Source organism: Candidatus Dormiibacterota bacterium, assembly GCA_035544955.1.
Classification (GTDB): domain Bacteria; phylum Chloroflexota; class Dormibacteria; order CF-121; family CF-121; genus CF-13.
Window position 1 is genome coordinate 1 of sequence record DASZZN010000009.1, and the last position, 14,081, is coordinate 14,081.

17 protein-coding genes are annotated in these 14,081 nt (G+C 65.5%); 10 read left to right on the forward strand and 7 right to left on the reverse strand.

Going from position 1 to position 14,081, the window contains the following annotated elements; translation table 11 throughout:
- Positions 1-169: 169 nt before the first annotated feature.
- From VHK65_02435 to VHK65_02465, 7 genes are all read right to left on the reverse strand, one after another.
- Complete coding sequence (locus tag VHK65_02435) at positions 170-2,164, reverse strand: transglycosylase domain-containing protein (protein HVS05008.1); 1,995 nt, start codon at positions 2,162-2,164, stop codon at positions 170-172.
- A 191-nt stretch (positions 2,165-2,355) separates the two neighbouring features.
- Entirely contained in the window at positions 2,356-2,889 is a 534-nt protein-coding gene (locus VHK65_02440) for an isochorismatase family cysteine hydrolase (protein ID HVS05009.1), read from the reverse strand.
- Positions 2,890-2,891: 2 nt separating this feature from the next.
- On the reverse strand, positions 2,892-3,980 hold the full coding sequence (locus VHK65_02445; protein ID HVS05010.1) for a quinolinate phosphoribosyl transferase: 1,089 nt from the start codon (positions 3,978-3,980) through the stop codon (positions 2,892-2,894).
- A gap of 16 nt (positions 3,981-3,996) precedes the next feature.
- Positions 3,997-4,806: an acetyl-CoA carboxylase carboxyltransferase subunit alpha gene (locus tag VHK65_02450; protein ID HVS05011.1), complete on the reverse strand. Its 810-nt coding sequence runs from the start codon at positions 4,804-4,806 to the stop codon at positions 3,997-3,999.
- A complete protein-coding gene (accD, locus tag VHK65_02455; GenBank protein ID HVS05012.1) occupies positions 4,803-5,717 on the reverse strand; it encodes an acetyl-CoA carboxylase, carboxyltransferase subunit beta in 915 nt (304 codons plus the stop codon). The genes VHK65_02450 and accD overlap by 4 nt, the downstream gene beginning before the upstream one ends.
- A gap of 3 nt (positions 5,718-5,720) precedes the next feature.
- On the reverse strand, positions 5,721-6,704 hold the full coding sequence (locus VHK65_02460) for a beta-ketoacyl-ACP synthase III (protein HVS05013.1): 984 nt from the start codon (positions 6,702-6,704) through the stop codon (positions 5,721-5,723).
- A 113-nt stretch (positions 6,705-6,817) separates the two neighbouring features.
- Positions 6,818-7,228, reverse strand: coding sequence for a secondary thiamine-phosphate synthase enzyme YjbQ (locus VHK65_02465; GenBank protein ID HVS05014.1), 411 nt, complete (start codon positions 7,226-7,228; stop codon positions 6,818-6,820).
- 68 nt (positions 7,229-7,296) lie between these two features.
- On the opposite strand from VHK65_02465, the gene VHK65_02470 reads away from it, so the two are divergent.
- From VHK65_02470 to coxB, 10 genes are read left to right on the forward strand one after another with little or no spacing between them, the layout of a single operon-like run.
- Entirely contained in the window at positions 7,297-9,306 is a 2,010-nt protein-coding gene (locus tag VHK65_02470; protein HVS05015.1) for a glycoside hydrolase family 15 protein, read from the forward strand.
- 49 nt (positions 9,307-9,355) lie between these two features.
- The gene (locus VHK65_02475) at positions 9,356-9,490 is read left to right on the forward strand and encodes a hypothetical protein (GenBank protein ID HVS05016.1); all 135 of its coding nucleotides are present in this window, start codon (positions 9,356-9,358) and stop codon (positions 9,488-9,490) included.
- On the forward strand, positions 9,490-10,062 hold the full coding sequence (locus tag VHK65_02480) for a ubiquinol-cytochrome c reductase iron-sulfur subunit (GenBank protein HVS05017.1): 573 nt from the start codon (positions 9,490-9,492) through the stop codon (positions 10,060-10,062). Before VHK65_02475 ends, VHK65_02480 begins: the two co-directional genes overlap by 1 nt.
- A 20-nt stretch (positions 10,063-10,082) precedes the next feature.
- Positions 10,083-10,814, forward strand: coding sequence for a cytochrome b N-terminal domain-containing protein (locus tag VHK65_02485; GenBank protein ID HVS05018.1), 732 nt, complete (start codon positions 10,083-10,085; stop codon positions 10,812-10,814).
- Positions 10,815-10,820: 6 nt separating this feature from the next.
- On the forward strand, positions 10,821-11,363 hold the full coding sequence (locus VHK65_02490; GenBank protein ID HVS05019.1) for a hypothetical protein: 543 nt from the start codon (positions 10,821-10,823) through the stop codon (positions 11,361-11,363).
- The gene (locus tag VHK65_02495; GenBank protein HVS05020.1) at positions 11,357-12,391 is read left to right on the forward strand and encodes a c-type cytochrome; all 1,035 of its coding nucleotides are present in this window, start codon (positions 11,357-11,359) and stop codon (positions 12,389-12,391) included. The genes VHK65_02490 and VHK65_02495 overlap by 7 nt, the downstream gene beginning before the upstream one ends.
- 37 nt (positions 12,392-12,428) lie before the next feature.
- Complete coding sequence (locus tag VHK65_02500; protein HVS05021.1) at positions 12,429-12,560, forward strand: hypothetical protein; 132 nt, start codon at positions 12,429-12,431, stop codon at positions 12,558-12,560.
- Complete coding sequence (locus tag VHK65_02505) at positions 12,560-12,694, forward strand: hypothetical protein (protein HVS05022.1); 135 nt, start codon at positions 12,560-12,562, stop codon at positions 12,692-12,694. Before VHK65_02500 ends, VHK65_02505 begins: the two co-directional genes overlap by 1 nt.
- A gap of 14 nt (positions 12,695-12,708) precedes the next feature.
- Positions 12,709-13,107, forward strand: coding sequence for a DUF6677 family protein (locus tag VHK65_02510; GenBank protein HVS05023.1), 399 nt, complete (start codon positions 12,709-12,711; stop codon positions 13,105-13,107).
- Positions 13,108-13,138: 31 nt separating this feature from the next.
- Positions 13,139-14,074, forward strand: a complete 936-nt coding sequence (gene coxB / locus VHK65_02515; protein ID HVS05024.1) for a cytochrome c oxidase subunit II — start codon at positions 13,139-13,141, stop codon at positions 14,072-14,074.
- The last annotated feature ends 7 nt before the right edge of the window (positions 14,075-14,081 follow it).

Below are 14,081 nucleotides of genomic sequence, written 5' to 3' on the forward strand. Positions count from 1 at the left end.
CGCTCGCATGGCACTAAAGCGCCGCTCGCGTGGGCCGGCGGGCCCGGCGCACTCGGCCGAAATCACGATGGCCTCGTGTGCGCGTACAGGCCGCATGCGACGCCGGCCCTGTTACGCGCGAAAGCGCGGGCGGCCTGACGGCCGCTGGACGACGCACCCGCCCGCCCGGTTAGTCACCGCCGCCGCCGCCACCGCCACCACCATGGCCGCCGCCCCCGCAGCCCTCATCGCAGCGCGATGGTGGTGGGGGAGGCGGGAGTTGCGACTGCGCAACTAGCTCGGTGCCCGGAAGGAGGTAGGCGACGTATCCATTCATGCTGACCGGATTGAGACCGCCCGGCACGGCAAACCAGCTGTCGGGCTGGCCGTTGAGGGCTTCCGTCATGAAACCGTGGAAGATCGGTGCGGCGCCCACGATCCCACTGACATTGCGCATCGGCGTCTGATCGGCGTTCCCGACCCAGACGGCAACCGCCAGGTTGGGCGTGAAGCCGACGGTCAGGTTGTCGCGGAAGTCGTTCGTCGTCCCGGTCTTGGCGGCGACATGATGGCCGGCCACCACCAGGTCGCTGTTCCGGCCGAACTCGAGCGACCGGTTGCGATCGTCCGAGAGCATCTGCGCCATGATGAAGCTGACCTGCGAGGTGAGCGCCGGCTTGCCGTTTCCGCGCGGGTCGTAGCGATAGAGGGTGCTGCCGTCATGCGCCGTGATCTTGAGGATCGGTTGCGGGTGTTCGTAGATGCCCTGCGCGGCCAGCGTGCTGGCGCCGACGGCCATGTCGATCAACGGGACTTCGTACCCGCCAAGCGTCAGGCTCGGCTGATAGCTGCTGGCCGGCTGGTTGAGCGTCGTCACGCCCATGCGGCGGGCGACATCCACGACCCGGTCGGTTCCAGTGCCCAGCTCGACTTTCACGGCCGGAATGTTGAGCGAGTTGCCCAGCGCGAAGGGGAGGGGCTGCCAACCGTGATACCAGCCGTCGTAGTTCTGGGGCGTGTAGCTGCTGCCATCGCTCAGCCGGACGTTGATCGGCTCGTCCAGTACCCAGGAGCCCATCGTGAATTTCTGCGACTCGATGGCAGCCGTGTAGGTGAACATCTTGAACGCCGACCCAGGTTGACGCGGGACGACCGCCATGTTGTACTGCCCGCCCGGCACGTCGGCGCCCGCCGACCCGACCATCGCCAGCACCGCCCCGGTTTCCGGATCGAGCGCGACCAGCGCGCCGTCGGTGACGTGCTGCCCCTGCAGCGCCATGACTTTCTCCCGAACCTGGCGCTCGGCGATCGACTGCAGGTTCCAGTCGAGCGAGGTGATGACCGTCAGTCCGCCGTTCTTGAGCAGCTCCCCGCCGTAGGTTTGCTCCAGTTGCGACGCGACCCAGTGCACGAATCCGGGAGCTTTGACGTCGTCGGCCGTCGAGGGTTTTTGCGGGCTGAGCTTCTGCGCGTACGCCGACTGCGCCTGGGCTGCGGTGATCGCGTGGTTGCGGACCATCGCATCCAGCACCACGCGCTGCCGTGCCTTCGACCCGCTGAAATTGGTGATCGGATCGAGCTCGGTGGGTGCCTGTGGCAGTCCGGCGAGCAAGCTCGCCTCCGCGAGGGACAACTGGCTGGCGGATTTGCCAAAGTAGGTCTGCGCCGCCGCTTCCACACCGTAGGAGCGATTGCCGTAATAGATCCGGTTCAGGTAAGCCTCGAGGATCTGTGCCTTCGAGTACTGGTGCTCGATCTCGACGGCGAGGATCGCCTCGTCCAACTTGCGCAACACCGAGCGGTCCTGCGAGAGGTAAATGTTCTTGACGAGCTGCTGAGTGATCGTGCTGCCACCCTGGTTGAAGCGCAGATGCAGCAGGTCGTCGAGGCCGGCCTGACCGGTGCGCAGCAGGTTGAGGCCGCCGTGCTGATAGAAGCTGCGATCTTCGACGGCGATGGTCGCCTGTTGCATGGCGGGTGCCACCTTGGTCAAGGGCACGATGTGCCGCCGCTCCGATCCCTGGTGGATCTCGGCGAGCAGGACGGTTCCGGTGCGGTCGTAGATGCGGGTCGAGAGCGGCAGGCGGGCAGTGCTGAGATTCGCGGTGGATGGGAGTCCGGCCCACACGTAGAGCACACCGGGGAGTAAGACGAGGAGGAGGGCCAGGAGGACGGCCGGGCCCATCGTCCAGGGTCGGAAGCGGCGTGGCCGCCTCGATGCGACCGCCCGGCCACAACTCGAGCAGTACCGGCTATCGGGCCTCAGCCCAGAGCCGCAGGCGGTGCAGAACGAGCCGGTAGTATTGACGGGTTACATTATAGCGAGAGGCTCAATAAACTCCCGCCCCGACCCTCCCCCGAGGGGGGAGGGAGATCTCAGACGACGTGGGCGCCCAATACTCCCCGGAGATGGGCGAGCGCCCAGTGCTGGACGTCGTCGCCGGGGTGGCCGGGGCCATCGAAGGTCTCCACGGCCGAGGCCGGCACGAACACCCGGTAATCGCGGTTGCGCAGGTCGGCGACCGTGTGCAGGACACAGATGTCGGTGCAGACACCCACCACCGTGACCTGCTCCGGTTGGGCGGCGAGCAGGCGGGCGTCGAGGTCGGTTTCGAAGAAGCCGGAATAGCGCCGTTTTCGGATCAGGGTTGCGTCGTGGAGCAGCGGCTGGAGTTCCGGGACCACCTCCGACTCGGCCGTCCCGCGCACGCAGTGCACGGGGAAGACCTCGAACTCGCGGTCGTTGGGGTCGTGCGTGTCCGCCAGGAAGATGAGGTGGTCGCCGGCCTGGCGGCGTTGCTCGATCACCTCGCGAATTCGGGGGATGGCGGCGTCGCAGCGAGGGGAGGCGAGGTTCCCCTGCTTGCAGAACCCGTTGAGCACATCGACTACGATCGTGACGTTCGGCACGGTCAGGTAACCGGCTCGAGGCGCGGATTCGGCCGGTAGCGGCGCCCGGCCTTGGCACAGGGGCGGCCCTCGACCATCACGACGTCGGCCGTATAGTCATAGATCCCCTGGAAGAAGGCGCTGCCGACGCCGTAGGCATCGACCGGCACCCGCGCGGCCTCGAAGCGCTTGATCTTGTCGACGTTGAAGCCGCCACTGGCGACGATCTTGACGTGCTCGAAGCCCTCGCGGTCGAGCGCCTGCCGAACCAGGTGGCAGAGTTGGGGGTTGACCCCGCGCGGGTCGAAGTCGCCCATCAGTTTCTGGACGCTCACGTCGACCACCGTCTCCGAGGTGTCGAGGCGAACTCCCCACAGCCGGTCCTTGAGTGCGCGCGCAACCTCGAGCGAGGTCCGCACGCAATCATTCTCCCAATCGACCAGAACCACCAGGTTCGCCGCCGGTTCCATGTATTCCGCGTATTTCTTCGCCGCCAGCACGGTGTCGCCGTGGTAGGCGGCAATCAATCCGTGTGGCACCGTTCCGATCCCCTGGCCGCCCCACCATGAGGCCTGTGCGTCCGTGGAGACGCCGATCGCGCCCGAGACGTGGGCCGCGTAGCCGTCGCCGGTCTGGACCAGGTGGTGGTCGTGACGAGCGGGGAAGAACATGATCTGTTTGCCGTTGGCTGCCTCCACGACGCGCCGAACGTTGGTGGCGACCTTCGTCCGGCGCGAGAGCACGCCGAGATAGACCGTCTCCAGGCGGGCGAAAAGCGTGTAGTCCCCCTCGATGGTCATGGTGGTCTCCCAAGGCGCCGCCTCGTCGCCGTCGTAAAGCGCATGGACGCGAAGCTGCGTGAAGTCTTCCGAACACAGCTTGACGATGGCGATCGCTTCATCCATGCCGCCCACAACGGCCTGGTTCTTCTGGAAGACCTGCATCAGGACGTGCGGGTGCTGGTTGTCCGCCTTGAGGACGTCGACGGTGCGGTTGAAGTAGACGTCGCTGTAATAGCCTTCGCGAATCCGCTCGACCGGCAGCCGAAAGACCGACGGGTCGAGACGTTCGCGTTTACGCGTTGGGGCTTGGGTTATCGCTTCCGTGGCCACGGCAGGTGTTCAGATATTAGGCGCCGATCTTGCGATACCGTTGGTAGCGCTCCTCGACGAGACGATCGATATCGATCGTCTCGAGCGCGCCCAGATGGCGCCGCAATGCCGCGCCGGCGGCGTCGGTGGCCACGCCGAAGTCGTTGTGGGCGCCGCCCGGCGGCTCCGGCACGATCTCATCCGCCAGGCCAAGCCGTTTCAAATCCGCCGCCGTCAACTTGAGGGCATCGGCCGCCTCGACCTTGCGGGCAATGTCGCGCCAGAGGATGGAGGCGCAGGCCTCGGGCATGGCGACGCTGTAAATGGAGTGTTCCATCATCAGCAGGCGATCGCCTACGCCGATGCCGAGCGCTCCGCCGCTGCCGCCTTCGCCGATCACCAGCGTCACGATCGGCACGCGCGCCTGCGATAGCGCCACCAGGTTGTCCGCGATCGCCCAGGCGATGCCACGCTCTTCCGCGCCCGCGCCGGGAAATGCCCCCGAGGTGTCGACGAAGGCCACGATCGGAAACTGGAATCGTTCCGCCTGCCGAATCAGCCGCAGGGCCTTGCGGTACCCCTCAGGGTTGGCCATGCCGAAGTTGCGCATGGCCCGTTCCGCCGTGGTGCGGCCTTTCTGCTGGGCAATCACCATGACGGTCCGCTGGTCGAAGGCGGCTGGGCCGCCGATGATCGCATGGTCGTCACCGAAGACGCGATCTCCATGCAGTTCGAAGAAATCGCTGAAGATCGCGTGGATGTAGTCGAGCGCGTAGGGCCGGTCTGGATGCCGGGCGAGCTCGACCTGCTCCCAGGTTGCTGCCGCGACCGAACCGTTCTCGCTCACCGGGGGACGACGACGGACGCGGGCGCGGGCGTCTTCGCCTGGTGCTGCAGCTCGAAGTCGCCGGCGATGCCGTTCCTCGTGTAGAGGTCGAGCAGCTGGCGCAAGACGGCCGGCAGCTCGGGCCGGGGGACGACGAGGTCGATCATGCCGTGATTCCAGAGGAATTCCGCCGTCTGAAATCCCTCAGGCAACGTCTCATAGGTCGCCTGCTGGATGACTCGGGCGCCGGCGAAGCCGATCATTGCGCCGGGCTCGGCAATGATGATGTCGCCCAGCGAGGCGAAGCTGGCCGTCACGCCGCCCATCGTCGGGTCGGTCAACAGCGAGATGTACGGGACACCGGCCGCGTTCAGCCGGCCGAGGGCCGCCGACGTCTTCGCCAGCTGCATCAAGGAAAGCATGCCCTCTTGCATCCGGGCGCCGCCCGACGCGGAGATGATCAGGAGCGGCAAACGGTTTTGCAGGGCCCGCTCAATGCCGTTCGTGATCTTTTCGCCGGTTGCCGCGCCCATGCTGCCGCCCATGAAGGCGAAGTCGAGGCAGACGATGACCAGCCGGTGACCGGCCAGCATCGCTTCGCCCCAGATGACCGCCTCGTTCGCACCCGTCGCCGCACGACTCTGCTCGATCCGCTTGGTGTAGGGCTGCGAGTCTTTGAAGCCAAGGACGTCCTTCGCCACGATCCCCTGGTCCTCTTCCCGGAACGAGCCGGGTTCCACCAGCATTGCCACCCGCTCGGGAGCGCGCAGCCGGAAGTGGTAGCCGCAGCGATAGCACACGCCCAGGGCCGCCGTCAGGCGGGCGGGTTCGAGTGAGGTATCGCATTTGGGACAGGTGAGGCGGTCGATCTCCTCGCCGACGCCGGCACGCGGCGACGGCAGAGCGACATAACGGGTTTTCGGACGAAACATGGGTCAGGCCGCGGCCCTGACGGGCGCGCCTTCCCATTTGATGACGCAAGCACCCCAGGTCAGCCCGGAGCCGAACCCGACGAGGACGAGATGATCACCGGTTTTCAGGCGGCCAGCGGCCAGCGCGTCTTTGAGGGCGAGCGGAATCGAGGCCGTCGAGGTGTTGCCGTAATTGGCGATCTCGTTGACCATCACGTCGGCGCCCACACCCAACCGCTTGCCGGCCGCCTCGATGATGCGGGCGTTAGCTTGATGCGGAACGATCAGTTTGACGTCCTCCAGCGAAACGTTGGCCTTCTCTAGCGCCTCGAGTGTCGCCGAGGCCAGGATCTCGGTGGCGAAGCGGAACACTTTGCGACCGTCCATGCGGATCTCCGGACGGCCGCGGCCTTCCGGGCCGTCGGCGCCGGGTGCGACATAGATCAGGTCGCCGCCCGAGCCGTCCGATCCGAGCACGCAGGACTTGATGCCGGCGCCGTTCGAGCTCGGCCCCAACACCACCGCACCGGCGCCGTCACCGAAGACGACGCACGTGCCGCGGTCCTTGAAGTTGATGATCTTGGTGAGCGTCTCGCTGCCGATCACGATGGCTTGCTTCGACTCGCCCCCACTGACGAATCGGTCGGCAATGCTCATCCCGTAAAGGAAACCGGTACACGCCGCCTGGACATCGAACGCCGGGCCGTGGGCGCCCAGTCGCTCCTGCACACGTGATGCGACCGAGGGAAACATCGAGTCCGGCGTGGACGTGCTGCACACGATGAGGTCGGTGTCCTCCGGGCGCAACCCGGCTGCGGTCAGCGCGTCCCTGGCGGCATTAGCGGCCAGGTCGGTCGCGGTCTCGTCGACCGCGGCGATGTGCCGCTCGTGGATACCGGTCCGTTCGCGGATCCAGGTGTCGGACGTCTCGACCATCTTCTCGAGGTCGGCGTTGGTCAGGATGCCGGACGGAACATAGCTGCCGACCGACTTGATGCTGGTAAGCATGCGTCTCCCCGGCTGAAGAATCTGGCTGACCAGTATATACCGGCATCCCCAGACTAGTTACGCTTTTTCACCGACCGTCAACAGGACCGTTGCCGCCGCCAACGGCGCGTGTTTCATGCGAGCACGGTGACCTGGAAATGGCGCTCGCGTGGGCCGTCGAAGTCGGCGAAGAAGATCCCCTGCCACCGTCCCAGCGCGAGCCGGCCGTTGCGCACCGGGACGACCTGCGAGGTGCCCACCAGGCTCGCTTTGATGTGGGCCGCGGCGTTGCCCTCGGCGTGGCGGTAGCCGTTCTCCCAGGGCACGAGCGCCTCCAGCGTTCGAAGAATGTCGGTCAGGGCGTCCGGGTCGGCGTTCTCGTTGATGAAGACGCCGGCGGTCGTATGCGGCACGTAAACCTGGCAGAGCCCGGTTTGGACGCCGCTCTCGCGGACCACCTGCTGCACGCGATCCGTGATGTCGATGGCATCGGCGCGCTTGCCCGAGCGGACCTCGAGTACGTCGATTTTGGCCGCGCTCCCCATGCACAACATCGTAACAACGGATTCTTCCATCTCCCAAGTTGGAGACCGGCACCCGATAATGGCGCAACGTGTCTCGCGACTTACCGATCGGGAACGGGGCCCTGCTGGTCAACTTCGATCGCAACTACCAGCTGCGCGACATCTATTACCCGCGCGTCGGGCAGGAGAACCATACCAGCGGCGAACCGTGCCGCTTCGGGATCTGGGTCGACGGACGGTTCACCTGGCTGGACGACCCGGCCTGGTCGCGCAATATGGTCTACCTTCCGGACACGCTGGTTACGAACGTTACCCTTCGTCATCCGGATCTCGCGATCAGCCTGACCTTCAACGATGCGGTCGACCTCGGCCGCGACATGCTCCTGCGCCGCGTGAAGGTCTTGAACGAGGGGCCCGAGCGCGAGGTCCGCCTCTTCTTTCATTACGACTGGCACATCTACGGCACCGAGGTCGGCGACACCGTGATGTACTACCCCGCGGTCAAAGGGTTGGTCGCCTACAAGGGCCAGCGCTGCTTCGCCGCCTGCGGTCAGGTTGGTGATCGCATCGGGCTGGACGGGTACGCCTGTGGCAAGAAAGACGTCGGGGGTGCGCAGGGGACCTGGCGGGACGCCGAGGATGGCGAGCTCAGCAACAACCCGATCGAGCAGGGGTCGGTTGACATGACGATCGCGCTCAAAGTCGGCCGCATCGCCCAGGCAGAGACCGCCACCGCCTACCACTGGCTGATCGCCGCGCGCAACCTTGCCGAGCTGCAGACGGTCGCCGACGTCATCACGCTGCGTGGACCGGAGGCGTTTCTCGAGCGTACGCGCTCCTACTGGATGGCCTGGGTCAACAAGGAAGAGCGCGAGTTCGGCGATCTCTCGCCGCAGGTGGCGGACCTCTTTCGCCGCAGCCTGCTGGTGGTGCGCACCCAGATCGACAGTGGTGGGGCCGTGCTCGCCGCCAACGACACCGACATCATCAAGTTCGCGCGCGACACCTATAGCTATATGTGGCCGCGCGACGCCGCGCTGGCCGTCTACGCGATGGACCAGGCCGGCTATGTCGACGTTCCCCGACGGTTCTTCGAGCTCTGCGCGAAGATCGTGACCAAGGAGGGGTACTTCCGCCACAAGTACACGCCGGCAGGCGACCCCGGCAGCAGCTGGCACCCATGGGTCGATGCCACCGGGAAGCCGCAGTACCCGATCCAGGAGGACGAGACCGGCCTGGTGCTCTTCGCCCTCTGGCAGCACTACGACCACCATCGGGACTTCGAGTTCTTCAAGGCCTATTACCGCCCTCTGATCATCCTGGTCGGGGATTTTCTGGCGAGCTACATCGACCCGCTCACCGGGTTGCCGCAGCCGAGCTATGACCTTTGGGAGGAACGGCGCGGCGTCATGAGCTTCACCGTGGCCACTGTCTGGGCCGGGCTTCAAGCCGCCGCCAACTTCGCCGCGCTCTACGGGGAGATGACGCTGGCCGCCCGCTACCGGGGCGTGGCCGACGGGATCAAGCAGGGAACCCTGCGCTTCCTCTTCGACCCGGAGCTGAACCGCTTCATCCGCCGGATCTACGTTCGAGCGGATGGCACGACGGCGCGCGACCTGACGATCGACTCCAGCGTCTACGGGCTCTGGTACTTCGGCATGTTCACGGCCGACGATCCGCAGATCGTGAGCACGATGAAGGCGGTCTACGAGCGGCTCTGGTGCAAGACCGAGGTCGGCGGCATCGCCCGCTACGAGAACGATTGGTACTACCAGGTGAGCCAGGACATCGGGAACGTCCCCGGCAACCCGTGGTTCATCTGCACCATGTGGTACGGACAGTGGCTGGTCAGCCAGGCCCGGTCGCTCGACGACCTCAAGAAGGCCCGTGACATCCTCGACTGGGTGGCGGCCGCCGCCTTGCCCAGTGGGGTGCTATCGGAGCAGTTGGACCCCTATAGCAAGGCGCAGCTCTCAGTCTCGCCGCTGACCTGGAGCCACGCCACGGTCGTCTCGCTCGTTCACGAGTACGTGCGTAAGCTGAGGGGCCTGACAGGGAGTCCGGCTCCGGTGCCGCGCCTCACCGACGAGCGAGCCTAGGGCCGAGACCCGATGTTTCAGTTCGCCTCGCTTTGTTATTCTCGACTCCGTGCACGGCGTGCTGGCGGCGATCAAGGCTGACTTCGGCTGCCTGCTCGTCGCCGCGCTCTTCATCATCATCATGGCGTCGGCGATCATCTTCGCGACGATCTTGACGCCACCAGCCCACAACCCGTTCGTGTGATGGCCTCCTCCTTCAAGCGCCTCATCGAGGACAGCCGCGAGATGTCACGGCGAAGCTTCCTGGCGATCGCCGGCTGGGTCGGCTTTACCGGCGCCTCGGCGATCGCCCTCTACCAGAGCCTCAAGTTCGTGTACCCGAACGCCACCTACGAGGACCCGCCGGCGTTTAAGGCGGACCCGCCCACCACGTATGCGGTCGGGTCGACGACGGTCCTCATCGACAAACGGGTCGTCATCAACCACGATCCGGACGGCTTCTATGCGATCAGCCTGATCTGCACCCACCTGGGTTGCACGCCCCGTTACTTTGACGACGTCACCAGCGACCTGGTCGCCGCCGGCACCTCGATCTCCAAGGACCCCGACACGGGCCAGCAGGCGACGAAAGCCAACCCGGCCCTGAAGGGTTTCAAGTGTCCCTGCCACGGTAGCCGATACTTCCGAGACGCCATCAATTTCTTTGGGCCGGCGCCCCGGCCGATGGACCGTGTCCACCTCGAGGTGGCCCCGGATGGGAAACTGTTGATCGACCGCTCTGTCATTGTGGATCGCAGGTTCCGCCTGAAAGTCTGATCAGCTAACGGGGAGGATTCATGACCGTAATCCGTGCGGCGCTGGACGAGATGTTCTCTGTCATCGGCCAGATGGTTGGCTCCGTCTTCCGCCACGGTCTTCCACTCACCGACAAGATCGCCGCCCGCACGGCCCTCACCAACTTCTTCCTCCACATCCACCCGGTCCGCGTGCGGCGCTCCTGGATCCGGATGTCGTACACGCTGTGCCTTGGCGGGCTGTCCTTCTTCCTCTTCATCGTGTTGACCGTCACCGGGCTCTTCCTGATGTTCTATTACGTACCCTCTACCCACCAGTCCTACCAGGACATGCGCGACCTGCAGTTCGTCGTCACCTTCGGTGGGGTCATCCGCAACATGCACCGCTGGGCGGCGCACGCGATGGTGATCACGGTCTGGCTCCACATGGCGCGCGTGTTCCTGACCGGCGCCTACAAGAAGCCGCGCGAGTTCAACTGGGGCGTCGGCACGCTCCTCCTGCTGATCACGCTGCTGCTGAGCTTCACCGGTTACCTGCTGCCCTGGGACCAGCTGTCCATCTGGGCGGTCACAGTCGGTACAAACATGGCGAAGTACGCGCCCATCGCCGGTCCCTACACCCGCTACCTGCTGATCGGCGGGCGTGTGGTCGGGGACAATGCCCTGCTGCGCTTCTACGTGCTGCACGTCGTGGGCTTGCCGCTGGCGGCGTTCCTGTTGATGGTCGTCCACTTCTGGCGAGTCCGAAAAGATGGCTTCAGCGGGGGGCTCTAGCTAACTATGGCTACTGAGGCGCGCGACCGGATCGCGGCCCGCGAGCGGGTCGAGCAGCGCCGGCGTCAGGCCGAAGCACCATCGACCGTCCGGGACGACAGCGAGGACGAGATGGTCGTCTCGTTCCCCGAGTTCGTCTTCAAAGAGTTCATCGCGGCGGTCGCGATGACGGTCTTCCTGATCATCGTCTCGATCTGGTTGCAGGCTCCTCTCCTGGGCCAGGCCAACCCGGGGATGACCCCGAACCCCTCCAAGGCGCCCTGGTACTTCCTCGGCCTGCAGGAGCTGCTCTCACGCTTCCCGCCGCTGATGGCCGGCGTCGCCTTTCCGACCTTTGTGATCGTGCTGATGATCCTGGTGCCGTTCCTGGATCGCAACCCAAGCCGGCGGCCGGCTGAGCGGAAGGTGGCCATCATCCTGTTCGCGCTCTACACCGCGATCGTGGTGGCGCTTGTCATCATCGGCACCTTCTTCCGCGGCCATGAGTTCGTCTGGGACTGGGGTTGGGTGCTGGGCAACCCGCAGACCTGCGGAGGCAACCCGTGCTAGGGCGCGCCTTCCTGGTGGTGAGCGTCGCCTTCCTGCTGTTGCTCGGCTTCGCCTTCTACCAGGACCTGAGCCGGCCGTGGGCGCCGGTCCAGCAAAAGTACGCGGCGCAGTATGGCCAGGACTTTCCGATCCAGGTGCAGCAACTCTTCCCCAAGGTCCAGGTCAACGGGCAGTTCATGGTGGAACGGTGCATCACCTGCCATGTGCCCGACATCGCCAAGATCGGTCCGCAGCAGGCTGCCCAACGGCTCGGTCCCAACCATCCGGCGGTGATCAGCGATGCGGTCTTCGCGAAGTACGGCCAGGAGACGCTGATCTGCCGGCCGGTCACGGCAGCGGCCAGTCCCTCGGCGAGCCCCTCGGCCGCCGCGTCGCCGTCGGCCTCGCCATCTGCGAAGGCCTCCCCGTCGGCCTCGCCATCTGCGAAGGCCTCCCCGTCGGCCGCCGCCTCGCCGTCGGCGGCGCCGTCACCGTCGCCCGCCCAATCCGGGACGGTGACGACGGCGGCGAGCTGCCTGGATCCGCGGGCCCAGCCCTACTACGTGCTCGACACCAACGGCAAAGTCGTCAACGACCCCGCGACGAACAAGCCTGTGGTGGCGCAGCTCACCGGGTTCATCCCGAATGCCTACAAAGGGTTGGGGATCGATGAGAGCGGCTGCATCATCTGCCACAACGGCAACCGCCAGGCCACGGACCAGGCGGGCGCGCATCAGAACCTGGTGGCCAACCCCTTTGGGACCTTCGCCACGGCGCCCCAGCTCTATGAGAACAACTGCGCGCAATGTCACGGGGCTACGGGTGAAGGCGGCAAAGGGCCGCCCCTCAATGACCAGAACCGGCTGGGCTTCTTCAACAGCGACTATTACTACCGCTGCATCTACCTCGGCAATACCGGCGAGGAACACAAGGGCACGATCATGCCGGCGTGGGGCGTCAACAAGCTGCTGCCCCAGCCCATCAACGACAACATCAACCTGCTGGTGCACTGGATCCGGATGTGGCAGCAGTACACGAGCCTGCCATGAATCACCCCGTCGAATCTGCGATTCTCCGGGGGGCCCGATGAGACGCCAGCAGCTCAAGAACCTGATCGGGACGGTCATCGCCTTTGCGGTCCTCGTGGGATTCACCGCGCTCGTGATCGTGGCGGAGAACCTGCTGGACGTGACCAAGGCCCATAAGGCGGGTGGCTGATGGCGCCCGCCCTCGTCGAGCTGATCAATCTCAGTCGTGACCCGGGGGCCGGCGATTTCTTCTTCGTGCTCGTCTGGGCCGTCTGCACGCTGCTGCTGGTCGCCTACTACTGCTATCGAATGTTCCAGCGGTAGCAGGTCGAGCGCCTGTGGTCGAGCTGCATCGTCCCCCGGTCGTGACGGCGTCCCGACGCCGGGCGAGTGTCCGGCTGGCGACCTGGCTCTCGGCGGTGCCAGGCCTGGGTCAGCTCTACAACCGCCAACCGACGAAGGCACTGATCTTCCTGGTGGGCGTGGTCGGCCTCTTCCTGGTGACGCTGAACATCCCGGGCGCCACCGGCGAGCTGCTGGCGTTCTGGAAGCCACGCGGCAGCGCGATGGTGCTGCTCTCGCTGCTGGTGGAAATGCTGTCCTTGCTGGTGTTCATCAGCACCTTCCTTCTGGCATTGACCTTCTGGTACGACGCCATGCACGATGCCCGCCGGACCGCGCAGGAGCGGAACGGCCAGCGGGAACCAGGCGGCCGGTGGTGGCTCTTTCACCGATGATCACCGAGCCGGTCGGTACACTGTCGTGAGCGTGCCTGCGGTCAATGTCAGTCCGCTGAATTGCGCCGGCCCGAACGCCTGCGACATCGTGAGCACGTACACCAGCATCTTCTGGATCGCGATGGCGGTGCTCGTCATCGTGGGCGGTCTCCTCGTCTACGCGGCGCTGCGATTCCGCCGCAGGGATGATCGCGAGCCTGCGCAGGTGCACGGCAACCCGCGACTGGAGATCCTCTGGACCGCAATCCCGGTTCTGATCGTCTCGTTTGTCTTCATTCGGACCACGCTACGGATGGATTACGTGCGAAACGGACCGCCGCCGCAGCAGACCATCCAGGTGACGGGCATCCAGTGGGCGTGGTCATTCAAGTACCCGAACGGCAAGACTAGCGTCACCACGTTGACGATCCCGACCGGCCAGGTCGTGCGGCTGCAGGTCACCAGCAAAGACGTACTTCATTCCTTCTGGGTGCCGCGGCTGGGCGGCCAGATCTATGCTAAGCCGGGTTTTCAGAACAGCGGCTGGATCGAGGCCAGCCAGCCGGGCCAGTACTTTGGCCAATGCAACGAGCTCTGCGGGCTCAATCACTACTCCATGCTCCTGGAAGTGGACGCCCTGTCGGACGCGGATTACCAGGCTTTCCTGAGCGGCGCGCCCCCACCGGGCGGTGCCGTCGCACAGAAGGTGAATGGGGTGCCGGCCACCGATAATGTCGGCGAGACGGACGAGCTGAAATTTGTGCCCGCGGCCCTGACGGCGAAGGTGGGCGACGTCATCAAGTGGAAGAACGGCGGGACCGCGGTCCACAACGTCGTCTTCGACAACCAGGCGGTGCCGAGCTCGGACCCGATGAACCAGGGCGACACGTTCGAGGTCAAGTTCAGCAAGGCCGGGACGTACAGCTACGTCTGCAAATTCCACGAGGCAAACAACATGCGGGGCACCATCACGGTGTCCGGAGGATGAAGGAGGC

Bases quoted from the DNA above. Each gene is read 5' to 3' on its own strand.
- VHK65_02435 (HVS05008.1), bottom strand. From the start codon at position 2,164: ATGGGCCCGGCCGTCCTCCTGGCCCTCCTCCTCGTCTTACTCCCCGGT.
- accD (HVS05012.1), bottom strand. From the start codon at position 5,717: ATGTTTCGTCCGAAAACCCGTTATGTCGCTCTGCCGTCGCCGCGTGCC.
- VHK65_02460 (HVS05013.1), bottom strand. From the start codon at position 6,704: ATGCTTACCAGCATCAAGTCGGTCGGCAGCTATGTTCCGTCCGGCATC.
- VHK65_02465 (HVS05014.1), bottom strand. From the start codon at position 7,228: ATGGGGAGCGCGGCCAAAATCGACGTACTCGAGGTCCGCTCGGGCAAG.
- VHK65_02480 (HVS05017.1), top strand. From the start codon at position 9,490: ATGGCCTCCTCCTTCAAGCGCCTCATCGAGGACAGCCGCGAGATGTCA.
- VHK65_02485 (HVS05018.1), top strand. From the start codon at position 10,083: ATGACCGTAATCCGTGCGGCGCTGGACGAGATGTTCTCTGTCATCGGC.
- VHK65_02490 (HVS05019.1), top strand. From the start codon at position 10,821: ATGGCTACTGAGGCGCGCGACCGGATCGCGGCCCGCGAGCGGGTCGAG.
- VHK65_02500 (HVS05021.1), top strand. From the start codon at position 12,429: ATGAGACGCCAGCAGCTCAAGAACCTGATCGGGACGGTCATCGCCTTT.
- VHK65_02505 (HVS05022.1), top strand. From the start codon at position 12,560: ATGGCGCCCGCCCTCGTCGAGCTGATCAATCTCAGTCGTGACCCGGGG.